The sequence below is a fragment of the Cystobacter fuscus genome (genome assembly GCF_044360685.1).
GTDB classification, from domain to species: Bacteria; Myxococcota; Myxococcia; order Myxococcales; family Myxococcaceae; genus Cystobacter; species Cystobacter fuscus_C.
Genome location: NZ_CP043491.1, coordinates 9,379,191 through 9,401,241 on the forward strand (window position 1 = coordinate 9,379,191; position 22,051 = coordinate 9,401,241).

The window sequence follows — 22,051 nt, forward strand, 5'->3', positions numbered from 1 at the left end:
CGTCGCTGTAGTCCGGCGTTCCTCGAGGAGGAGGCCGGTCTTGTTCACTACCGATGAGGACTGGACTCAGGCCTTGACAGAGGCCCCTTGCAACAGCCGCTCACACAGCGCGGGGAAGTCGAGGCCATTGCCCGCGGCGATCTTCGGCAGCAGGCTGGACTCGGTCATTCCCGGCAGCGTGTTGGTCTCCAACAGGAAGACGTCCCCCGAGGGAAGCAGGATGACGTCCGAGCGGGAGCCTCCACTACAGCCGAGGGCGCGATGGGCGGCGAGGCAGACTTCGTTCACCCGGGCATACTGCTCTGGAGGAAGGGGCGCGGGGAAGAGGTACTGCGTGGTGCCACCGGACTTGTACTTGGCCTCGTAGTCGTAGAACTCCCGCGCGGCCACCACCTCGATGACGCCCAGGGCCTGGTCATCCAGGACGCCGCCCTGCACCTCGCGGCCCTTGATGTACTGCTCCACCAGGATGGAGCCGGCGCGCTGGGAGACGTCCTCCACGGCGGCGAGGTACTCCTCGCGCGTCTTGCACAGGTGGACGCCCACGCTGCTGCCCTCGCGCGAGGGCTTGACGACGACGGGCAGGGAGAAGGGCAGCGAGTCCACGGCGGCGAGCGCCGCGTCCTTCGCGGTGAAGGAGCGGTAGGCGGGCGTGGGGATGCCGTGGGCGACGAAGACCTGCTTGGCGAAGACCTTGTCCATGCCCAGGGACGAGGCCATGACGCCGCTGCCCGTGTACGGGATGAACATGCACTCGAGCAGGCCCTGCACGCAGCCGTCCTCGCCGTAGCGGCCGTGGAGGGCGATGAAGGCCACCTCCACCTTCTCCGCCACCAGCCGCGCGGGCAAGTCCTTACCCACGTCGATCTCCACCACGTCGTAGCCGAGCCCCCTGAGGGCCTTGGCCACCGCGGCCCCGGAGCGCAGCGACACCTCGCGCTCGGAGGACAGGCCCCCGAGCAACACACCGACCCGCTTCCGCTTCAGCTCATCCTTGGACAGGGTGCTCATGGCAGGAAGACTCCCACTCGCTTGACTTCGGGTTGAAGAACGACGCCCCGCTCCTGCTTCACGCGCTCTTGCATGAGCGTGAGCAGGGAGAACACGTCGCGGGCGGTCGCTCCGCCCAGGTTGACGATCCAGTTGGCGTGCAGGAGCGACACCTGCGCGCGGCCGATGATGTGGCCCTTGAGATTCACGCTCTCGATGAGCCGCCCGGCGAAGTCGCCCGGCGGATTGGCGAAGACGCTGCCGAAGTTGGGCTGGCTGAGCGGCTGCGAGCGCTTGCGGTACGCGAGGTCCTCGTCCATGACCTTCTTGGACGCCTCGAGATCCCCCTTGCGCAGGAGGAAGCGCACCCGCGTCACCACGCCGCCCCGGGGCAGCTCGGTGTGGCGGTAGCCATGGGGGATGTCCGCCTTGGCGAGCCACCCGAGCCCGTCCGCGGTGGCCACCTCCACGGCCTCCACCACGCGGAAGCACTCGCCATTCTTGGTGCCCGCGTTCATCGTCACCGCGCCGCCGAGCGTGCCGGGAATCCCCGCGAGGAACTCCGCGCCCACCAGGCCCTGCGCGCGCATCACGTTGCACAGCCGCACGATGGCCGCGCCCGCGCCCAGCGTGAGCCGGCCCTCCTCGGCGCCCACGTCCGCCAGCTCGGGGAAGAGATCCCCCGGCAGCTTCACGGTGACGCCGGGAATGCCCCCATCACCCACGAGCGTGTTGGCGCCCCCGCCCAGCACCGTGAGGGGCACGCCCTCCTCGCGCACCAGGCGCAAGAGCGCCACCAGCGCCTCGGGCGAGCGCGGGCGGACGAGCGCCTCGGCGGGGCCACCCACGCGCACGCTGGTGAGGGGCGCGAGCGGGGCTCCCGCCGTCACGTCACAGCCCGACAGGCGCCCCACCCGCTCGGGCAGGGACGAGGAGAGAACGGCCACCATGTGCCTAGTCGCCCTTCCCCAGCCCGCGTTGGCGGAGCAGCTCGGCGAGCTCCGGCCCCACCTGGGTGATGTCGCCCGCGCCCAGGGTGAGCACCAGGTCCCCCTCGCGCAGCCGCGGCAGCAGGGCCCGCGCCAGGTCCGTGCGCTTCTCCACGAAGGTGACGTCGCGGTGGCCGTGGGCCTGGATGGCCTCCACGAGCGCATCCGCCGTGGCGCCGGGGATGGGCTCCTCGCCCGCGGCGTAGACGCTGGAGACGAAGAGCACGTCCGCGTCGTTGAAGGAGGTGGCGAAGTCGGTGAACAGGTCGTGCGTGCGCGTGTAGCGGTGGGGCTGGAAGGCCACCACGAGCCGACGGCCAAAGGCGCGCCGGGCGCCCGCGAGCGTGGCCTGCACCTCGGTGGGATGGTGCCCGTAGTCGTCCACGATGGTGACGCCCGCCACCTCGGCCCGCACGGTGAAGCGCCGCTGCACGCCGCCGAACTCGGCCAGCGCGTCGCGCACCACGTCCAGGGGCACGTCCATCTCCTCGGCCGCGGCGATGACGGCCAGGGCGTTGAGCGCGTTGTGCGCGCCCACCATGCGCACGCGGAACTCCCCGAGCGGCTCATCGCGCCGGAAGGCCTCGAAGCGGGTGGAGAAGCCCTCCAGCCGCACGCCCTCCAGCCGGTAGTCCGCCATGTGCGAGCTGCCGTAGGTGACGAAGCGCTTCTCCATGCGCGGCAGCAGCGACTGCACGTTGGGGTTGTCCAGGCACAGGACGTTGAGGCCGTAGAAGGGCACGCGGTTGCAGAAGGACGTGAAGGCATCCTTCAGGTTGTCCAGCGTGCCGTAGTGATCCATGTGCTCCGGATCGATGTTGGTGACGATGGTGATGGACGGATGCAGGTGCAGGAAGCTGCCGTCGCTCTCGTCGGCCTCCACCACCATCAGCTCGCTCTTGCCCAGCTTGGCGTTGGAGTCGAGCACGTTCACCTTGCCACCCACCACCGCCGTGGGATCCAGGCCCGCGGCGGCGAGCACCGTGGCCACCATGGAGGTGGTGGTCGTCTTGCCGTGACTGCCCGCGACGGCGACGGCGTACTTGAGCCGCATCAGCTCGGCGAGCATCTCCGCGCGGGGGATGACGGGAATCTTGCGCTGGCGCGCGCTGACGACCTCGGGGTTGTCCTTGCGCACCGCCGAGGAGATGACGACCACGTCCGCGTGGACGAGGTTCTCCGCCCGGTGGCCCTCGAAGAGCGTGGCGCCCAGTTGGCTGAGCCGGCGGGTGATGTCGCTGGCCTTGAGATCCGAGCCCGACACGCGGTAGCCGAGGTTGAGCAGCACCTCGGCGATGCCGCTCATGCCGATGCCGCCGACTCCCACGAAGTGCACGTGCGCGGCATGACGGGTCTTGAAGAGGCTCGTGGTCCTCACGGAGCGGTGGTTCGTCACGGGGTGATTGTCTCCTCAGACCTGTTTTTCGTTGCTACCCGACGATGAATTCCCCCCCTCCGGCTTCGGCTTCTTACTACCACCCGGCTTCTTCGCGCGGGGATCCTCTCCGCGCGCCTCGGCGCGGCCATCGGGACCGTACTTCTTCACCATCAGGTCCACGAGCACGTCCGCCAGCTCCTTGGCGGCCTCGGGACGGCCCATCAGGCCGGCCTTCTTCTCCATCTGACGCAGCCGCTCCGGCTCGTTCTTGAGGCGGCGGATCTCCGAGGCCAGCTTCTCCCCGGTGAGCTCCGACTCCCGATACATGAGAGCGGCGCCCGAGGCCACCAGCGCCTGGGCGTTGACTTCCTGGTGGTTGTCGGTGGCGAAGGGAAAGGGGATGAGGATGCTGGCCTTCTTGGCCACCATGAGCTCGGCCAGCGTGGTGGCGCCCGCCCGGCAGACGACGAGTGAGGCGCGGGCATAAGCGCTCGACATGTCGTCGATGAACTCCACCACCTCGGCGTCGAAGCCCTTGGCCGCGTAGCCCTGGCGCACCGTCTCCAGGTCGTTCTTGCCCGTTTGGTGGACGATGTGGAGCTGGCCCTTCAGGTCACCCAGGTGGTCCAGCGCGTCGATCATGCGCTGGTTGATGCCGCGGGCGCCGAGGCTGCCGCCGAAGACGAGCAGCGCGAAGGTCTCGTGGGCCACGTGCGCGAGCAGGAAGTTGTCCATCAGCTTGCGGCGGATGGGGTTGCCCACGAGCTGCACCTTGCCCGCGGGGAAGAAGGCGCTCGCGCCCTCGAAGGCGGTGAAGACGACGCGCACGAACTTGCCGAGCAGCTTGTTGGTGAGTCCCGGCAGCGCGTTCTGCTCCTGCACCGCCGTGGGGATGCCGAGCAGGGCCGCCGCGAGCACCACCGGCCCGCTGGAGTAGCCGCCCACGCCCACCACCACGTCCGGCTTGTGGCGCTGGAGGATGCGAAAGGACTCGATGAAGGACATGGGCAGGGCGAACAGGCCCTTGACGAGTCCCACCAGGCCCTTGCCCTTGAGGCCGCGCGCCTGGATGGTCTCCAGGGGATAGCCCTCGCGGGGAACGACCCGGGCCTCCAGACCGCGCGTGGTGCCGACGAACACCACCTGGTTGGCGTGGTGCCGAGTCACGACCTCCTCGGCCAGGGCGATGCCCGGGTAGAGATGGCCTCCCGTGCCGCCTCCCGCGATGAGCACCTTCACGCCGCCACCTCCCTCAAGTCGCCGCTGGAGCGCAGGGTGCGGCCGCCGCCGGGCTGCGCGCTCGCGCTGAGGGACAGCAATACACCGGCGCCCCCCATCAACACCACCAGGGACGAGCCTCCATAGGATACGAAGGGGAGTGTCAGACCCTTGGTCGGCAGCAAGCCCATGGCCACGCACATGTTCACCGCGGCCTGTACGGCGATGATGGAGGTGAGACCCAGACCCAGGTAGGTGCCGAACGCCTCCGGGGCCGCGAGGCTCGCGCGGATGCCCCGCCAGATGATGATGGCGTACAGCCCCACCAGCACCCCTACCCCCAGCAGGCCCAGCTCCTCGCCGATGATGGCGAAGATGAAGTCGGTGTGGGCCTCGGGCAGGAAGAAGAGCTTCTGCCGCCCGTCGCCCAGCCCCAGGCCCGTGAGGCCCCCCGAGCCGATGGACATGAGCGACTCGGCCACCTGGTAGCCGATGTCGTGCCGGTGGGCCCACGGGTCCAGGAACGCCAGCACGCGCTTCATGCGGTAGGGGCTGGTGGCGATGGCCGCGTAGGCCAGGGGCAGCGCCAGGAGCACCGAGCCCACCAGGTAGCTGACCTTCGTCCCCGCGGCGAACAGCAGCGCGAACAGCAGGAACACCAACAACACGGAGCTACCGAAGTCCGGTTGCAACATACAAAGGCCCACCAGCAGGCCGCACAACAGCAGGTGGGGGAGGAAGCCCACGGAGAAGGTGGCCACCTTCTCGCGCTTCTTCGCCAGCGAGTAGGAGAGGTAGACGACCCAGGCGAACTTGGCCACCTCGGCCGGCTGGAGGCTGAAGCCCGGCAGGCGGATCCACCGCCGCGCCCCACCCACCGTGGTGCCGATGCCCGGGATGAGCACCAGCACCAGCAGCACCAGCGTCACCAGCAGCAGCGGGTAGGCGAGCCGTGCCAGCCGACGCCAGCCCACCTTCATCCCCACCGCCATGGCCACCACCCCGATGCCCGCCGCCAGCAGGTGGCGATGGAGGAAGTAGAGGCTGTCTCCCAGCTTGTCCTGCGCCATGACGGCGCTGGCCGAGTACACCATCACCAGACCCAGCGAGACGAGCGACAGCACGGCACACAAGAGCAACGCGTCGAACCGCACGGGGGCGGTGGACGACACGGCGGCGGTGGCCTTCATGGGCTCAGAGTTCCTCTACCAGGCGTTTGAAGGTGTCGCCCCGGTGCTCGAAGTTCTGGAACTGATCGTACGACGCACATGCGGGTGACAAAAGAACCGTGTCGCCCGGAACCGCCAGTTCCCTGGCTCGGCGGACGGCTTGAGCCAGCGTCCCGCAGGGATGGACGGTGGCCGCGCCCTCGTACGCTCGGGCGAGCAACTCCGCGTCCTGGCCGATGGTGAGCACCGTCTTCACCTTGCCGCGGCCCTCCTCCACCATGGGGGCATAGGGAGCGCCCTTGCCCTTGCCGCCCGCGATGAGGAGCACGTCCCGGCTGAAGGCGCGCAGGGCCACCAGCACCGAGTCCACGTTGGTGGCCTTGGAGTCGTTCACCCACTCCACGCCCCCGAGCACGCGCACGCTCTCCAGGCGGTGGGGAAGTCCGGGGTAGCTGTCCAGCCCGGCCTGCACGCCCTCGTGGGACACGCCGGCCAGCCGCGCCAGCAGCGCCGCCGCCATGGCGTTCTGCGCGTTGTGGCCGCCGCGAAGCGCGCGGTTGGTGAGGGTGAAGGACTCGCCCGCCTCCCCCACCCCCGTGAAGCCGAAGCCCCCGGGGCGCGCCACCGCCAGGCCCGCGAGCACGGGCGCGGACACCACGGGCCGCCCCGTGAGGCTGAAGCCGTAGACGGGCACCCGCGCGGCCTCGGCCAGCCGCATCACGTCCGCGTCGTCCGCGTTCACCACGGCGAAGTCACCCGCCGCCTGGTTCTTGAAGATGCGCGCCTTGGCCGCGCCATAGGCCGCGTGGTCCGCGTACCGGTCGAGGTGGTCCGGCGTGAGGTTGAGGATGGCGGAGCCCTGGGGCCGCAGGGTGTCGATGCCCTCGAGCTGGAAGCTGGACAGCTCCACCACCAGCGCGTCCCAGTCACTCGGGGACAGGGCGGCCTCGCTCAGCGGACGCCCGAGGTTGCCACCCACGAAGGTGCGCCGGCCGCCGCGCGCGAACAGCTCGCCGGTGAGCGCCGTGGTAGTGCTCTTGCCGTTGGTGCCGGTGATGCCAAGCAGCGGCACGTGCGAGAGGAAGCGAGAGGCCAGCTCGACCTCGCCCCACACGGGCACTCCGGCGGCGCGCACCGCCTGGAGTTCCGGCAGGGCCAGGGGCACGCCCGGGCTCACCACCACCAGCCGCTGCGCTTCGAGCAGGCCCGGCGGAGGGGGGCTCGTGACGAGCGTGACGCCCTGGGCCTCGAGCTCGCGCGCCGTGTCTCCCAGCGCCTGTGCGCTGCGCGCATCCAGCGCCGTCACCCGCGCGCCCGCCCGAGTCAACAACCGGATGGCGGCCAGCCCACTCTTGGCCAGCCCGTACACGACTACCTTCGCGTCCTTCAGGTCGGGCGTCATGCGCGCCACTCCCTCCAACCGCCTAACGCAACTTGATGGACAACAGGGCCACGCCACTACAGAGGATGGCGACGATCCAGAAGCGCACGATGATCTTCGGCTCGGCCATGCCCTTGAGCTCGAAGTGGTGGTGCACGGGCGCCATCTTGAAGACGCGCTTGCCGGTGAGCTTGAAGGACGTCACCTGGATCATCACGCTGAGGATCTCCGCGAAGAAGACCCCGTGGATGATGGCGGAGACGACCTCGTTCTTGGACAGCATCGCCAGCCCGCCGAGCGCGCCACCCAGCGCGAGCGAGCCGATGTCGCCCATGAAGACGGAGGCCGGGTAGGCGTTGAACCAGAGGAAGGAGATGCCCGCGCCCACGATGCTGGCGCAGAAGACGGACAGCTCCGCGCCGCCGGGCACCTCGGGCACGCCGAGGTAGCGCCACAGCGGGACGGCCACCAGCCGCGCCACGCCGTCCACCGTCTCCACGTTGGACAGGCGGATGGAGGAGCCCGCCACGTAGCAGAGCACCGCGAAGGCGCTGGCCGCGATGATGGTGGGCATGATGGCCAGGCCGTCCAGGCCGTCGGTGATGTTGACGGCGTTGGAGGTGCCCACCACGACCACCCAGGCGAACACCACGTAGAACCAGCCGAAGTCCGGGTTGAAGCGGTGCGTGGGCACGAAGGGCAGCGTGAGCTTCGTGTCGAGCAGCAGCGTGGGCCCGGAGAAGGAGCCGTCCGGCCCCGTCCACGAGCACATGAGGCCGAAGACGGCGATGAGGTAGAACACCGTCTGCAACACCATCTTGTAGCGGCCCGCGAGTCCCTTGGAGTTGCGCTTGGACAGCTTGAGCCAGTCGTCCAGGAAGCCGATGAAGCCGTAGCCGAGGGTGAGCACCAGCGCCGCCCACACCGCGTGGCTGCGCAGGTCCGCGAAGACGAAGGTGCCCACCGCGATGCACAAGAGGATGAGCGCGCCGCCCATGGTGGGCGTGCCCTTCTTCTTCTGGTGCGTGTCCGGCGTGTCCTCGCGCACGTTGCTCTGCCCGTGCTGCTTGAGCCGCAGCGCGGCGATGAGCCGGGGGCCCACGAACATGCCCAGCAGCAGCGAGGCCACCCCCGCCGCGACGATGCGGAAGGTGGGGTAGCGCAGGAAGTTGAGCAGACGCCCGGCGTCCGTGTCCTTGAGCCACTCGTAGAGAAGAATCAGCACTTCAGTGGCCTCCCGCCGTCACGGAAGCGCCCGTGAGACCCGCCACCACGCGCTCCAAGCGCATGCCCCGGCTCGCCTTGACCAACACCACGTCTCCTGACTTGAGCCTCGGCTGGAGCCACGCCAACAGGGGCTCCACCTCGGTGAAATGCGCCGCGCGCTCCCCCAGGCCCGCCGCCGCCAGGCCCTGGCTCGAGCGCGGCCCGAAGAACGCCACCAGCTCGGCCTTGCCGCCCACGAGCGCGCCCAGGCGCGTGTGCTCCTCGCCCTCGCCCGGCCCCAGCTCCAACATGTCGCCGAGCACCGCCACCGCCCGTCCTCCCGGCGGCACCAGCGAGCGCAGCGTGTCCAGCGCCGCCGCCATGGACGCGGGGTTGGCGTTGTAACAGTCGTCCACCACGGTGATGCCGTGGGGCGCGTCCACCACGTTGAGCCGGCGCGCGTAGGGCCGCGCGGACTCCAGCCCCTTCACGCACTCCTCCGGCGAGTAGCCCAGCGCCACCGCCAGCGCGAAGGCGCCCGTGGCGTTGAGCGCGTTGTGCTCCCCCACGAACCCCAGCCGCACCGGCCAGTCCCGGCCCATGTGGCGCACCGTCAGCGTCAGCCCCTCGCGGCCACGCGACTCCACCGACACCAGCCGCACCTGCGCGTCCGCGTGCCGGCCGAACGTGAGTTGCTTCGCCTGGCCACGCGCCGCCTGGGCGGGAATGAGCGCGTCGTCCAGGTTCACCACGGCGACGGCGGTAGGCGGCAGCTCGCGGAACATCTCGCCCTCCGCCTCCGCCACGCCCTCGAGGCTGCCCAGCCCCTCGAGGTGCTCGGGCTGCACCACGGTGAGCAGGGCCGCGTCAGGCCGGGCCACGCGCGTCAGCCGCGTCATCTCGCCCGGCTGGTTCATCCCCAGCTCCACCACGGCCGCCACGTGCTCGGGGGCGAGCCGCAGCAGCGTGAGGGGCACACCAATCTCGTTGTTGAGGTTGCCCTCCGTCTTCAGCGCGGGGCCGCGCGTGGACAGGATGGCGCCCACCATCTCCTTGGTGGTCGTCTTCCCGTTGGAGCCCCCCACGGCCCCCACGGGAATCCGGAAGCGCTCGCGGTGCGCGCGCCCCAGGGCACCGAGCGCCGCCAGCGTGTCCTCCACCTCGTACAGGACGAAGCCCTCGGGAAGCGTGGGCAGCGTGCGGCCCCGCTTCACCACCGCCCCGGCCGCGCCCGCCTGGGCCGCCTGGGCGAGGAAGTCATGCGCATCGAAGCGCTCACCCTGGAGCGCCACGAAGAGACACCCGGGCGTGAGGGCCCGAGTGTCGGTGCAGACGGCCTGGAAGTCAGCCGCCGGCCCGCCGCGCCGGGTGGCTTGCGCCACCCGCACCACCTGCTCATCCGAGAATCGTACGGCCATAAGGGGAGGCTCCCTTGAACGGCGCTCCGTCAGGTCCGGATGGCCAGCGCCCGCGCCGCCACTTCGCGGTCATCGAAGGCGCGCTTCTCCGTGCCGATGATCTGGTACGTCTCGTGCCCCTTGCCGGCGATGAGGACCACGTCGTCCTCCTTGGCGAGGGAGATGGCCGTCTCGATGGCCGTCTTGCGATCGGCCTCCACGAGGTAGCCCTTCTCACCGCTCTTGGCCTTGCCCGCGGAGATGCGGCGCAGGCCGCCCTTCTCCAGGCCCGGGGTCACCTGGGCGATGATGTCGTCGGGGTTCTCGTTGCGCGGGTTGTCGCTCGTCACCACGGACAGGTCCGCGCCCTCGGCCGCGGCGGTGCCCATGAGCGGACGCTTGCCCTCGTCGCGCTCGCCCCCGCAGCCGAACACCGCGATGACGCGGCCCTTGGCCATGGAGCGCGCCGCCTCCAGCGCGCGCTTGAGCGCGTCATCCGTGTGCGCGTAGTCCACCAGCACCGCGGGCGCTCCGGCCTGCGGACCGTGGTTCTCCACGCGCTCCATGCGGCCGGGCACGCCGCCCATGCGCTCGATGCCCAGCTGCACGTCCTTGCGCCGCGCGAAGCCCGCGCCGAGCGCCAGACCCGCCGCCGCGAGGATATTCTCCAGGTTGTGCGCGCCGAGCAGCCGGCTCTTCACCGGGATGTCGCCCGCGGGCGTCTTGAGCACGCCCTTGATGCCCTGGAGCGTGAAGGACACGTCCGCGGAGGAGATCTCCCCGTTGCCCTGGCGGCTGAACTTCCACGCCATGCGCTTCTGGCCGCGCAGCTCGTTGTAGATGCGAGTGGCATAGGTGTCGTCGCCGTTGACCACCGCCACGCCGCCCTGGGACAGGTTCTCCAGGAAGAGCTTGCGCTTGGCCTGGAAGTACTCCTCCAGGTCCTTGTGGTAGTCGAGGTGATCTCGCGTGAGGTTGGTGAAGGCGGCGGCCTTGAAGGTCAGGCCGTGCACGCGCTCCTGGATGAGGGCGTGGCTGGACACCTCCATCACCACCGTCTCGACCCCCGCGTCCACCATCTGGCGGAGGATGCGGTGCAGCTCCAGGGGCTCGGGCGTGGTGTTGGCGGTGGCGTGGAACTGGCCGCCGACCTTGTAGCCGAGCGTGCCGATGACACCGGTGGACGAGTAGGCCGCGGTGGCCATGGCCTCCAGGAGGAAGGTCGTCGTCGTCTTGCCGTTGGTGCCCGTGACGGCCAGCAGGGTGAGCTGGTCGGCGGGACGGCCGTAGAAGTTGGCCGCGATGAGCGCCAGGGCCTTCCGGGCGTTGGACACCTTGAAGTAGGGCACCTGCGAGGACAGGGGCTTCTCCGACACCACCGCCACCGCCCCCCGGGAGACCGCCTCGCCCACGTACTGGGCGCCGTCCTCCTTCGCACCCGGCACCGCGACGAACAGGTCGCCCGGCTTCACCTTGCGCGAGTCCTGCGATACCCCCGTCACGTCGACCGGGGTCCGGCCGCCCGAGGTCTGCTCGGCACCACACCCTGCGAGGACATCCGTCAGCTTCATCTTTTCCCCTTCACAAATACTGCAAGCGCGACGGCTGGGTTCCGGGAGCGCGGCCTCATTGCCGCGTCGCCAATTCCAGCGTCACCCGCGCACCCTTCTCCACCAGCGAACCGGCGGCGGGAGTCTGCGCTACCACGCGTCCACTACCTGACAATTGCGGCTCCAGGGCCGCGGAGAGCAGCTTCGTCACCGCCTCGCGTCCTGCCTGACCCATGACATCCGGAACGCGGACGGAGCCTGGCTCCACGTTCTCGGTGACAACCTCTTCCACCACGGGCCCCTCCGGCACCTCCTTCGCGGCGGGGGGCTGGGCGACCGCCACCGGCAGGGCGGTGGACGGCAGCGGTACCTCGCGCGAGGGCGGCACGGCCAGGTGGGCCATGGCGGCGGTAGCGATTTCCTTGAATGCGGGAGCGGCCACGTTTCCCCCGTACACGTCTGTTTTCGGCTCGTCCACAACCACGAGGATGACGACGCGCGGATTTTCGGCAGGCAACATGCCCACGAAGGAAGCAAGCCGTTTGTCGGAGTACCCGCCGGCCACGGGGTCCACCTTCTGGGCGGTGCCCGTCTTGCCCGCTACCCGGTAATCTTCCATGGCGGCCTTGGGGGCGGTGCCTCCCTTGACCACTACGCTCTCGAGCATGGAGACGACCTGACGGGCCGTCTGCGGTGACACGATGCGCCGCACCTCGGTGGGCCGGTTCTCCAGCAGGACGACCCCGTCCGGGTCCACCACCCTGGACACCAGGTAGGGGCGCATGAGCACTCCCCCGTGGGCGAGCGCGCTCCAGGCGGCGATCATCTGCACCGCCGTGGCGGACATGCCCTGGCCGAAGGACTGTGTGGCCAGGGACACCTCGGCCTTGGGAAAGGGGATGGAGCCCTTTCCCTCGCCGGGCAGGGCCAGGCCCGTGCGCTCGCCAAAGCCGAAGTCCCGGAAGCTCTTCACCAGGCGCTCGCGGCCCAGGAGCTGGGCGATCTTCGCCGAGCAGATGTTGGAGGACACCTGGAGCACCCGCTGGGGCGTCAGCCAGCCATACTCGTGGGTGTCGTGGATGGTGTGCCGGCCCACGCGCCAGGAGCCGTTCTCACAGAAGAAGGTGTCGTCCGGCTTGATGACCTTCTGCTCCAGGGCGCTGGCGACGACGAAGGCCTTCATCGTCGAGCCGGGCTCGAAGGTGTCGAGCGCGGCGCGGTTGCGCATGCTCGAGCGCGCCTCGCGCTGGGGGACGTTGGGGTTGAAGCGCGGCTCGTTGGCCATGGCGAGGATCTCCCCCGTCGCCGGATCCATCACCAGGACCATGCCCGCCACGGCCTGGGCCTCGGCCACCGCGCGCGTCAGGGCCTTCTCGGCCACGTATTGCAGGTGGCGATCCAGGGTGAGCGTGACGGAGGCGCCCTGGCGCTCCAGGGTGTCCGGCGCCCCGGAGACCAGCAGCTTGCGACCCTTGGCGTCCCGGAAGCCCGACAGGCGCGAGTTCTGTCCGGACAGCTCGTTCTCGAACGCCAGCTCCAGCCCCTCCAGGCCGTGGCCATCCAGCCCCACCACGCCCACCACGTGCGCGCCCAGCTCCTTCTGGGGGTAGAAGCGCTTGGGCTCCTTGGTGAAGCCGAAGCCCGGCAGCCCCAGGGCCTTGACCGCCTCCACCTCGCGGGGCGTCACCTGACGCTTCACCCAGGCGAAGCGCCGGCCCCGCGTCAGCCGCCCGAGCACGTCCTCGGTGTCCAGCTTGAGCGCCTTGGCCAGGGCGCGCGCGGCCTGCTTCACGTCCGGCAACATCGAGGGATCCACCCAGATGGAGTCCACCTCCACGCTCTGGGCGAACGGCGTGCCGCGCCGATCGAAGATGTCTCCGCGCCGGGCGGGGATCTCGATCTGCCGCACGTACTGATCCTGGGCGAGCCCGCGCAGCTTGTCGCGCTCGAACACCTGCAGGAACACGGCACGGCCGAAGGCGGCCAGCAGCAGGGTCACGAAGAAGGAGGCCAGCAGCTTCACGCGCAGCCGCATCCACTTCGTATTGGACTCTGGAACCCGTGCCGTCTTGAAGTCCTTCACGACGAGCCCCTCCCTCTAGTGAGACACGGCCACGCGCACGCCCCGAGCGTCGCGAGCTTCCACCCGGACGGGACGCTTGCCACCCCCGGTCGCCGGCAGGGACATGACGAGCGGACCGGCGGGCATGGACATGCCGAGCTTCTCGCGCGCCAGCTTCTCCAGGCGCGCCGGATTCTTGAGCGTGGCGAGCTCCAGCTTCAGCCGATCATTCTCCCGCGTGAGCGCGCGCTCCTCGGCCTCCGCCCGGGACAGCCGGTAGCCCATGTCCACCACCAGCACGCGGCTCGTCACGTGGAGGATGCCCACGCCCGCGAACAACGCGAAGAGCAACACCGCGGGCAACAGGTGCAGGAGCACCCTGCCCACCGACGCACCATTGGGACCGACTCGGGACACGGACGACTGGCTGCGGATCATCGAATCTTCTCCACCACGCGCAGGTGCGCGCTGCGGGCACGGGGGTTGGCGGCGATCTCCTCGTCCGAGGGCGCGATCGCCTTGCGCGTCACCAGGGCGAAGTCCCCCTGGCCACCACAGACGCACACCGGGAGCCCGGGAGGGCACTTGCAGCCCCCCACCATGTCCCGGAAGGTCTCCTTCACCTTGCGATCCTCGAGCGAGTGGAACGCGATGACGGCGGCGCGGCCCCCCACCTTGAGCAGGCGGGGCAGCGCGGCGAGCAGCGACTCGAGCGACTCCAGTTCCTCGTTGACCGCCATGCGCAGCGCCTGGAAGGTGCGGGTGGCCACGTGGATCTTCTGCGGCCAGGCCTTGCGCGGCACGGCGCGCTTGACGGCCTCGGCCGCCTCCAGGGTGCGCGTGGGCAGCGCGCGCTTGAGCTCGCGGGCGATGGGTTTGGCGAAGGACTCCTCGCCGTACTCGCGCAGCACCCGCACGAGCACCGCCTCGTCCTCGTCGGCGATGAACTCGGCGGCGGTGCGGCCCGTATCGCCCATGCGCATGTCCAGCGGCCCGTCCTTCTGGAAGGAGAAGCCGCGCTCGGCCACGTCGAGCTGGGGCGAGGACACGCCCAGGTCCACCAGCACGCCGTCCACCGGCAGCACGTCCGCGGCCACCCGGAGCAGCTCGCCGAAGTTGCCCTGCCGCGCCTCGAAGCCCGGCAGGCCCGCGAGCCGGGAGCGCGCCGCCTCGAGCGCCACGGGATCCCGATCCACGCCGAGCACGGTGGCGCCCCGCGCGAGCAGCTCGCGCGAATGCCCTCCCCCACCCAGCGTGCCGTCGATGATCACCCTGCCCGCTCCCGGTTGGAGGACGTCCACCGCCTCCTTCAAGAGAACGGTCTGGTGCCCGAAGTCAGCCAAGGGACGCCTAGACGAACGGGGCCCGCGCGAGCGCGAAGGCGGCCCGGGCGTCGTTCATGTGCGGATAGAATTCGAACCGGTCATGCGCTCCGGCGGCCCGGAAGATGGCGGACAGGTAGGGCGACAGGCCCGACAGCTTGATGTCCCCACCGGCCTTGCGGAACGACTCGGCGCGAGCGATGAGCGGCTTGACGCCGCGGTAGTCCAGGTGGCTCACCTCGCTGAAGTCGAGCACGGCGTTGCGCAGGCCGCGCTGCATGCGGCCGCCAAGCTCGTCACACAACCGGGCGAGGTCCTTCTCCAGCAGCTCCCCCTCGAGCATGAGCGTCTCCACCCGGCCACTGGAGACCGCGCGGATGCCCTGTGCTTCGGCTACCTGGTTCATGTCGCCACCTTCCCGGCTTTCCCGCCTCACGTCGAAATTTCAACCCGCCCGCGTGCGCGGCCCCTCGGACACACGCATCCCATCCGGTGACCCGCACCGGTCCACCCACACCCGTCCTGGTCCAACCCCCGAGGGGGCCCGCAATGACTGCGCAGCCCCAGACGGCCTCGCGAGTCGAGCACGGGCACGCCTGTCGTCCACGGGCGGCGGAAAATACGCGCGGCCTCCTACCCGGTCAAGAAATGCAACAGGCGTATACAGGTCCGTGTCGCATTGACTCCAATGTCAATCTTCTGGCATGACGCGCCGCGCGAGCACCACGAAGGACTGCTCGAGCCTCGCGTCCTGGCCGGGGGGTGAGGCACATCGCTCGAAAGCGAAAGGTGTACACATGACGCGCATGATTCGCCTGTTGGCTGTTTCCGCCGTGGCCCTGGGTCTCACCGCTTGTGGAGGGGGAGCGAAGCTCGGGGGTGACAAGGAAGGAGCGGCCCAGGCCGCGTTCCAGGCCTCGCAGCCCGTGGGCCGCAACCAGGCCTCCAAGACCGCGAACGCCCTGCTCGAGCAGGCCCTGTCCAGCGGTGCCCTCAGCGTCACCGTCTCCGCCGATTGCGCCGAGAGCGGCAAGGTGCATCTGACCCTGAAGGCGGATGCCACCCCCTGGGTGATGGGCGCGCTCAGCTACACCATCCGCTACGACGCCTGCAACGAGGACGGGGAGAACGAGTACAACGGTGAGGTGACGACCACGGTCGTCGCCGGGTTCGATCTCGACGGGAAGATCAAGTTCGGCGCGTTCTACATCGCCATGAAGGGCAAGCTCACCATCGAGGGGGAGATCTCCGACTTCATCGACACCGATGTCCGCCTGAGCATGGAGCTCACCGCCACCTCGAAGCGCTCGGGCAACGTGGAGCTCGTCGTCGACGGCACCATCAAGACCTCGAACCACAACTTCACCTACTCCAAGGAAGTCATCGCGACGACCGCGGGCCGCCTGCCCAGGGGCTGATCGCCCGTCTGCTTCACGGGGTTGCCAGGAGCCGGGCCGGTCAGTTTGGAGGCTCGGCTCTTCTTTTGCCGTATGATTGGCGGCCATGAGCCAGAGCGTGACGAAGCGGGCCCTCGGCGAGGTTCGCCTCAAGGTGGCCTACAAGAGACCCGAAGCCCTGCTGAGTGAGTACACCCGCAGCATCGGCCGAGGGGGAGTGACCCTGCAGACGCAGAAGAACATCCCGGTGGGTACGCGCTTCGTCTTCGAGATGTACAACCCCGGAGTGGCCACGCCCGTGGAAGTGATGGGCGAGGTCGTGCGCGTCACGCCGCAGGCCAACGGCCGCCACGTGCTCACCATCAAGTACGACCCGGGACAGGACCGCGGGGGCCTGGATGCCGTGCTCCAGCGCGTCTTCGATCTCCAGGAGTCGGAGAAGCTGCGCCGCTACGCGCGCATTCCCCTGAACGTGCCGGCCCTGGAGGAGGCCACGCCCTTCGCCCCGCCCTTCTTCGTGAGGGACCTGTCGCGCGGAGGCGTGGGTCTGGAAGTGGAGGCGCCCGAGCTGCCCTCCTCGGTGAAGGTGGGCATGCCCTTCCTGCTGGAGATGGAGCTGACGCTGGGCACGCTCATGCTGCACGGCGAGGTGGCGTGGACGTCCGCGGGGGGCCCCGAGGTCCTGCCCACCTTCGGTGTCAACTTCAACACCTTGAGCCCGGACACGGTGGAGCGCCTGGAGAAGCTGCTCACGCTCGAGTCCATGCCGCCCCCGCCCTGGCGCGCCCGCATCTGCTTCGGAATGGACGCCGTCATGCGCGTGCCCTGAGAGTCGTTGTGCCCCCGTGACAGCCGGGGTATGGCGCGAGTCCTCGGGAGGGCCAGGCGACGGGCGCTCCCATTCTCGCCCGGGCTCGGAGCCCGGACACGTGGAGGACCTGACCATGAAGCTGCGATGGAACGTGCTGGGAGCGGTCGTGCTGGGACTGGGGCTCGCGGGCTGTGGCACGACGGTGGGCGCGGCATGCACCTTGGATAACGAGTGCGGGGACATGGGCTTCTGCATCAACGGTTCAAGCCCCAGCGCCCCCGCCCCCAACGGCCCCAACCTCCCGCCCCCCCCCAACACCCCGGGTGGCTACTGCTCCGAGTCCTGCTTCCCCGGCAAGGATGACACCTGCCCCACGGGGAGCACCTGCGTGAGCACGGGCGCCCGCGCCGACGTATCCGCCTGTTTCATCAAGTGCACGACGAACGCGGATTGCCGCACCGGCTATCAGTGCATCAGCAACTTCCGCGGCAGCGCGTCCCCCGTCTGTGCCGCACCGGACCCGGCGACGCCGGGAACCTGAGGCCGCACCCGCCTTCGTTCAAAATCGTGAAGTCCTGGCGCCCCGCGTCGTGAACCCGGGGCGCCCCGCTCCTTCGGCGGCTCCCCCTGGGGCGGGGGCCCCCGGCTCGCAAGTCCCTCCCAGAGGAGACCCGCCCGGCTGGGTGCCTGGACGTCCGGGAGTCAGAAGTCTCCGTCGGTAAGTCGTGGCATCCGGGAAGGGTTATGCTACGAGCGCCGCTTCTCTCCTACTTGATGAGGGGGACATGCCAGAAGGCTCCGCGTCACTCCAGCTCGCGGTTGGCGACCGGGTGGTCTACCCCAACCAGGGTGTCTGCCGCGTCTCGGCCATCGATGTGAAGGAGGTAGCCGGGCAGAAGCTCACCTTCGTCACCATGCGCCGGGAAGAAGATGGGGCCGTGGTCATGGTCCCCCAGGCCAAGGTGGTGTCCATCGGTGTGCGCAAGGTGGCGGGCGCCGATGACGTCACCCAGGTCATCGACTTCCTGCGCTCCGACAGCGACAAGGCCGACCTGGATTGGAAGCAGCGCGCCCGGACCAACCTGGACCGCATGACACAAGGCGGCCTGTTGGGTCTGGCCGAGGTGGTCAAGGGCCTCCAGGTGCTCAGCGAGCTGCGTCCGCTGCCCACCAAGGAGCGTGAGCTGTACGACAACGCCCGCCACCTGCTCGTGTCCGAGCTGGCCGCCGCGCTCGACATCCCCGAGTGCAACGCCGAGGACGCCATCGACGTCGTCCTCTTCCCGCCCGGCCGCGAGCGCCCCAAGCGCACCGCCGCCGAGTTCAAGGTCCGCGGCGAGGGCGACGACGATCTCGGCCTGGATGCCGACCTGCTCGGGCTCGACGGCGACCTGGACCTGCCTCCGGACGAGGAGGAGGCACCCCCCGAGGAGGAGGAGTCCTCCGAGGAGGCCGGGGACGAGGCGGAGGGCGAGGGCGACGAGGACGAGGCCAAGCCGCGCAAGAAGGCCGCGGCCGGCGAGGGCGCCGATTCGGCGCCCAAGAAGCGCGGCCGTCCGCCCAAGCCCAAGCCCGAGGGGGCCGAGGCCGCCGATGCGGCGCCCAAGAAGCGCGGCCGTCCGCCCAAGCCCAAGCCCGAGGGGGCCGAGGCCGCCGCCGCCGCGCCCAAGAAGCGCGGCCGTCCGCCCAAGCCCAAGCCCGAGGGCGCCGAGGCCGCCGCGCCCAAGAAGCGTGGCCGTCCGCCCAAGGCGAAGCCTCCCGAGTCCGAGGAGGTCGAGCCGGAGAATGATCTCGATGAGGACATCGAGGCCGATGAGTGACGTCCCCCGGGACCACGCGTCCCGTTTCCGAGGTGACTTCCCGTGATTCGCGTCGTGACGCTGGACTCCTTCGACGAAAAGCAGATCGCGAAGCTCTGCCAGACGCTCTACACGGCGTTTGGCGTGGGCAGCGAGCACTCCGACCAGAAGGAGGTGCCCGCGGGCATGTCCGAGCCGCTGGACGCGGAGAAGCTCATCGCGGAGCTCAAGGGCGTGCGTGCCTACGAGGATGACAAGGTGCTCTTCGTCACCTCGCGCAAGCTGAAGGAGCGCGAGGTGCCGGGCGGCAAGGCCCCCACCACGGGCTTCGCCGTGTACAACAAGAACCGCGCCATCATCTCCACCCACGGCTACAAGGACTTCGAGGCGTCCTTCAAGCCCATCGCCCGCAACGCGCTCCAGCAGATCGGCCACCTGTGGGGCCTGCACCACTGCCTGGATCCGCGCTGCTCGATGTACCCGCCCTGGACGCCCTCGTTCGGCGCGGGCGAGGCGTCCTTCTGCACCTTCTGTCGCGACAAGAGCGAGCAGAAACTCCGCCTTGCGAAGTCCTAGGCCCTTCCCCCGCGCGCTCCTCCTGCTCGAGCTGGGGGGCCTGGTGCTCGTCGCGCTCGCCTGTCTCGTCTTCCAGCTCCGGCTCCCCGGCCGCCTCCCCTCCGAAGGGGACTACCGCATGGTGGCGGACTGGCTGCGCGCCGAGGCCCGTCCGGGCGACGCCGTCCTCCTCTTCCCCTGGTGGACGGAGAGGGCCCGGCTCTACCTGCCCGAGCAGGTGCCCATCCACGGCTACCTCGGCTCGGACCAGGGGGACTTCCTCGCGCACCCGCGCATCTGGGTGCTCGCCCAGCCGGATCTGCCCCGTGCCGACGTCTCGGCCTTCCGGGAGGCGTTCCTCCCGGGACGCACCGCCGTGGGCCCCCCGCGCCGGGCCGGCCCCCTGGAGCTGACGCTGTACGAGAACGGACGCCACCGTCCCGCGCGCTTCGTGGCCTCCGAGGCCCAGGCACGCGCCCGCGTCTACCTGGAGTCGCCGGACGGCACGCGGCAGGACTGCCCCTTCGACGGCCGCGCGCACCGCTGTCCGGGCCCGCCCCACCTGTACGTGGCCACCGAGTGGCACGAAATCCATTACGAGCCCCGGCGCTGCCTGTGGATGCACGCGCCGGGCGGGCCGCGGCGATTGGTGGCGGAGTTCGACGACGTGCCCGCGGATACGCAGTGGCGGCTTGAGGCGGGCATCGTCGGCGAGTTCGCCTCCCACCACGGGCCCCGGCTGAGCACCGCGCACCTGGGCGTGGACGACGCGGCCAGCGGCGAGTCGCTGTTGACGCTCTCGCTGCCCCCCGGTCGCGAGGGGGTGCTGCGCGTGGCGCGAGCCATTCCCCCCGGACGTGCCCGCACGGTGAGGCTCTGGGTCCAGGCGGACAACGCGGAGACGCGCCAGGTGTGCCTCGACTTGCTCGCCCTCGCCGAGGGCACTCCGGAGGGGACATGACGCGGGGACGCGCCGCGACGCGGGAGGAGCGCTGGCTGGCGCTGGCGCTGTGGGTGCTCGCCTTCGCGGCGCTGTGGGCGAGCGAGGCCGCGGTGGGCTTCACGCGCGACGAGAGCTTCTACTTCCACGCGGCGGAGGCCTACTCGCGCTGGTTCCAGCAACTCTTCCACGCGCCCTCCCAGGCGCTGACGGATGCCGCCATCGTGCGCGCCTGGGACTACAACCACGAGCACCCGGCGTTGATGAAGACGCTCTTCGGGCTGTCGCACCTGCTCTTCCACGACACGCTCGGGTGGCTGCGCTCGGCGACGGCCTTCCGGCTGCCCGCCTTCGCCCTGGCGGCGCTGGTGCCCGCCCTCACCTTCCTCCTGGGCAGCGCGGTGTTCAGCCGCGCCGCGGGCCTCTTCGCCGCGCTCTCCTTCCTGCTCGTGCCCCGCCAGTACTTCAACGCGGAGCTCGCCTGCTTCGACATGCCCATCGCCGCCATGTGGCTGCTGGTGGTCTACGCCTTCTGGCGCGCGCTCGAGGACCGGAACTGGGGCGTGCTGTGCGGCGTCTTCTTCGGCCTCGCGGTGTGCACCAAGCACAACGCCCTCTTCCTGCCCTTCTGCCTCGCGCCCTTCGCCCTGTGGCGCGCGTGGCGCACCAGCGAGGGCCACCCCGCCGCGCGTCTCGGCATGCAGCGCGTGCTCGTGCTGTTCGCCGCGGTGGCGGGGCTCTACGCGCTGCTCGTGTTGAGCCTCGGGCCCGAGGGCTTCCAGCGGAAGTTCTTCCTGCTCAGCCCCCACACCCTGCTCTTCGTCGTGCTGGCCGTGGGCTCGCTGGGGATGCTGCACTTCCTCAACGAGGAGCACGCCCCCACCGCGCTCGCCCTCCTGCCCCTGGCCACCATGGCCGTGTTCGGCCCGATCATCTTCTACCTGCACTGGCCCTACCTCTGGCACGCGCCGGTGGACCGGACGGCCTGGTACCTCGTCTTCCACGCCACCCACAACCACTACGCCTGGTTCTACCTGGGCACGCTCATGCGCGAGCCCCCCTTCCCCTGGGACTACGTGGTGGTGAAGACGGCGCTCACCGTGCCCACCAGCCTCTTCGTCCCCATGGTGACGGGCCTGGGCGTGCTCGCCGCCCGGGGACTGCTCGGCCTCTTCACCCGCACGCGCGAGTGGGTGCGCCCCCTCTGCCTCGCCGAGGTGCTCGTGGGCGTCAACGCCGTGGCCTCCATCCTCATCATCAGCCCGCCCAACGTGCCGCACTTCGGCGGCGTGAAGCACTGGCTGCCCTCCATGCCCTTCCTCGGCCTGCTCGCGGGCGTGGCGGTGGCGCGCGGCTGCGAGGCGCTCACCGGCTGGCTGCGCGAGCGCTGGCCCCGGGTGCCCCTCGCGGCGGTGGCCACCCCCGTCTTCGCGCTGTTGATGCTGCCCGCGCTCCTCGCGCTCGTGCGCGTGTTCCCCTACGGCACGAGCTACTACTCGGATCTCGCCGGGGGCCTGCCGGGCGCGGCCTCCCTGGGCATGCAGCGCCAGTTCTGGTCGAGCAACGTGACGGCGGTGCTGCCGTGGATCAACGCCCACGCGCCGCGCGACGCGCGCGTCTTCCTGCACGAGGTGACGGGCTTCGCCTTCCAGGACTACCAGCGCGAGGGGCTGCTGCGCGCGGACCTGCGCCCCGGGGGCATCGGGGACTCGGACGTCGCGGCGTACCAGTACCACCAGGAGTTCCGCGAGCACGAGTTCGCCCTCTGGCAGGCCTACGGCACGCGCACGCCCGTCACCGGGCTCTACCTGGACGAGACCCCGCAAATCATCGTCTATCAACGTCCCTGAGCCCCCGGGGGCAGGACGGATCGAGTCATGACGCACC

Annotated in this window: 20 protein-coding genes; 7 read left to right on the forward strand and 13 right to left on the reverse strand. The window is 70.0% G+C overall.

The window, feature by feature from the left end:
- Positions 1-66 precede the first annotated feature (66 nt).
- From F0U63_RS38355 to F0U63_RS38415, 13 genes are read right to left on the reverse strand one after another with little or no spacing between them, the layout of a single operon-like run.
- A complete protein-coding gene (locus F0U63_RS38355; protein ID WP_395838086.1) occupies positions 67-1,011 on the reverse strand; it encodes a D-alanine--D-alanine ligase in 945 nt (314 codons plus the stop codon).
- A complete protein-coding gene (gene murB, locus F0U63_RS38360; protein WP_395838088.1) occupies positions 1,008-1,940 on the reverse strand; it encodes a UDP-N-acetylmuramate dehydrogenase in 933 nt (310 codons plus the stop codon). Before murB ends, F0U63_RS38355 begins: the two co-directional genes overlap by 4 nt.
- A 4-nt stretch (positions 1,941-1,944) precedes the next feature.
- On the reverse strand, positions 1,945-3,375 hold the full coding sequence (gene murC, locus F0U63_RS38365; RefSeq protein WP_395838090.1) for a UDP-N-acetylmuramate--L-alanine ligase: 1,431 nt from the start codon (positions 3,373-3,375) through the stop codon (positions 1,945-1,947).
- Positions 3,376-3,390: 15 nt separating this feature from the next.
- Positions 3,391-4,596, reverse strand: a complete 1,206-nt coding sequence (gene murG / locus F0U63_RS38370) for an undecaprenyldiphospho-muramoylpentapeptide beta-N-acetylglucosaminyltransferase (protein WP_395838092.1) — start codon at positions 4,594-4,596, stop codon at positions 3,391-3,393.
- Positions 4,593-5,765 carry a putative lipid II flippase FtsW gene (ftsW, locus tag F0U63_RS38375; protein WP_395838094.1) on the reverse strand — a complete coding sequence of 391 codons (1,173 nt, stop codon included), beginning with the start codon at positions 5,763-5,765 and terminating at the stop codon, positions 4,593-4,595. The genes murG and ftsW overlap by 4 nt, the downstream gene beginning before the upstream one ends.
- Positions 5,766-5,769: 4 nt before the next feature.
- A complete protein-coding gene (gene murD / locus F0U63_RS38380) occupies positions 5,770-7,146 on the reverse strand; it encodes a UDP-N-acetylmuramoyl-L-alanine--D-glutamate ligase (protein ID WP_395838096.1) in 1,377 nt (458 codons plus the stop codon).
- A gap of 22 nt (positions 7,147-7,168) precedes the next feature.
- Positions 7,169-8,350 carry a phospho-N-acetylmuramoyl-pentapeptide-transferase gene (mraY, locus tag F0U63_RS38385; RefSeq protein WP_395838098.1) on the reverse strand — a complete coding sequence of 394 codons (1,182 nt, stop codon included), beginning with the start codon at positions 8,348-8,350 and terminating at the stop codon, positions 7,169-7,171.
- A 1-nt stretch (position 8,351) separates the two neighbouring features.
- Entirely contained in the window at positions 8,352-9,749 is a 1,398-nt protein-coding gene (gene murF / locus F0U63_RS38390) for a UDP-N-acetylmuramoyl-tripeptide--D-alanyl-D-alanine ligase (RefSeq protein ID WP_395838100.1), read from the reverse strand.
- A gap of 29 nt (positions 9,750-9,778) precedes the next feature.
- On the reverse strand, positions 9,779-11,299 hold the full coding sequence (locus F0U63_RS38395; RefSeq protein ID WP_395838102.1) for a UDP-N-acetylmuramoyl-L-alanyl-D-glutamate--2,6-diaminopimelate ligase: 1,521 nt from the start codon (positions 11,297-11,299) through the stop codon (positions 9,779-9,781).
- A gap of 55 nt (positions 11,300-11,354) precedes the next feature.
- Positions 11,355-13,361 carry a penicillin-binding protein gene (locus F0U63_RS38400; protein WP_395838104.1) on the reverse strand — a complete coding sequence of 669 codons (2,007 nt, stop codon included), beginning with the start codon at positions 13,359-13,361 and terminating at the stop codon, positions 11,355-11,357.
- Between the two features lie 15 nt (positions 13,362-13,376).
- Positions 13,377-13,778 (reverse strand): cell division protein FtsL, encoded by a 402-nt coding sequence (gene ftsL, locus F0U63_RS38405; RefSeq protein WP_395838106.1) that lies wholly within the window; start codon positions 13,776-13,778, stop codon positions 13,377-13,379.
- Positions 13,775-14,683: a 16S rRNA (cytosine(1402)-N(4))-methyltransferase RsmH gene (gene rsmH / locus F0U63_RS38410; RefSeq protein WP_395838108.1), complete on the reverse strand. Its 909-nt coding sequence runs from the start codon at positions 14,681-14,683 to the stop codon at positions 13,775-13,777. The genes ftsL and rsmH overlap by 4 nt, the downstream gene beginning before the upstream one ends.
- A gap of 7 nt (positions 14,684-14,690) precedes the next feature.
- Positions 14,691-15,068, reverse strand: coding sequence for an STAS domain-containing protein (locus F0U63_RS38415; RefSeq protein ID WP_002626919.1), 378 nt, complete (start codon positions 15,066-15,068; stop codon positions 14,691-14,693).
- Between the two features lie 391 nt (positions 15,069-15,459).
- Here F0U63_RS38415 and F0U63_RS38420 point away from each other — a divergent pair, with 391 nt between their 5' ends.
- The 7 genes from F0U63_RS38420 (at position 15,460) to F0U63_RS38450 (ending at position 22,014) form a co-directional block, all read left to right on the forward strand.
- The gene (locus tag F0U63_RS38420; RefSeq protein WP_395838110.1) at positions 15,460-16,080 is read left to right on the forward strand and encodes a hypothetical protein; all 621 of its coding nucleotides are present in this window, start codon (positions 15,460-15,462) and stop codon (positions 16,078-16,080) included.
- Positions 16,081-16,165: 85 nt separating this feature from the next.
- Positions 16,166-16,888, forward strand: coding sequence for a PilZ domain-containing protein (locus F0U63_RS38425; RefSeq protein ID WP_395838112.1), 723 nt, complete (start codon positions 16,166-16,168; stop codon positions 16,886-16,888).
- 115 nt (positions 16,889-17,003) lie between these two features.
- A complete protein-coding gene (locus tag F0U63_RS38430; protein ID WP_395838114.1) occupies positions 17,004-17,411 on the forward strand; it encodes a hypothetical protein in 408 nt (135 codons plus the stop codon).
- Positions 17,412-17,655: 244 nt separating this feature from the next.
- A complete protein-coding gene (locus tag F0U63_RS38435) occupies positions 17,656-18,690 on the forward strand; it encodes a CarD family transcriptional regulator (protein WP_395838116.1) in 1,035 nt (344 codons plus the stop codon).
- 42 nt (positions 18,691-18,732) lie between these two features.
- On the forward strand, positions 18,733-19,245 hold the full coding sequence (locus F0U63_RS38440) for a hypothetical protein (RefSeq protein ID WP_395838118.1): 513 nt from the start codon (positions 18,733-18,735) through the stop codon (positions 19,243-19,245).
- Positions 19,232-20,185: a hypothetical protein gene (locus tag F0U63_RS38445; protein WP_395838120.1), complete on the forward strand. Its 954-nt coding sequence runs from the start codon at positions 19,232-19,234 to the stop codon at positions 20,183-20,185. The genes F0U63_RS38440 and F0U63_RS38445 overlap by 14 nt, the downstream gene beginning before the upstream one ends.
- Positions 20,182-22,014: an ArnT family glycosyltransferase gene (locus F0U63_RS38450; RefSeq protein WP_395838122.1), complete on the forward strand. Its 1,833-nt coding sequence runs from the start codon at positions 20,182-20,184 to the stop codon at positions 22,012-22,014. The genes F0U63_RS38445 and F0U63_RS38450 overlap by 4 nt, the downstream gene beginning before the upstream one ends.
- Positions 22,015-22,051: the final 37 nt, after the last annotated feature.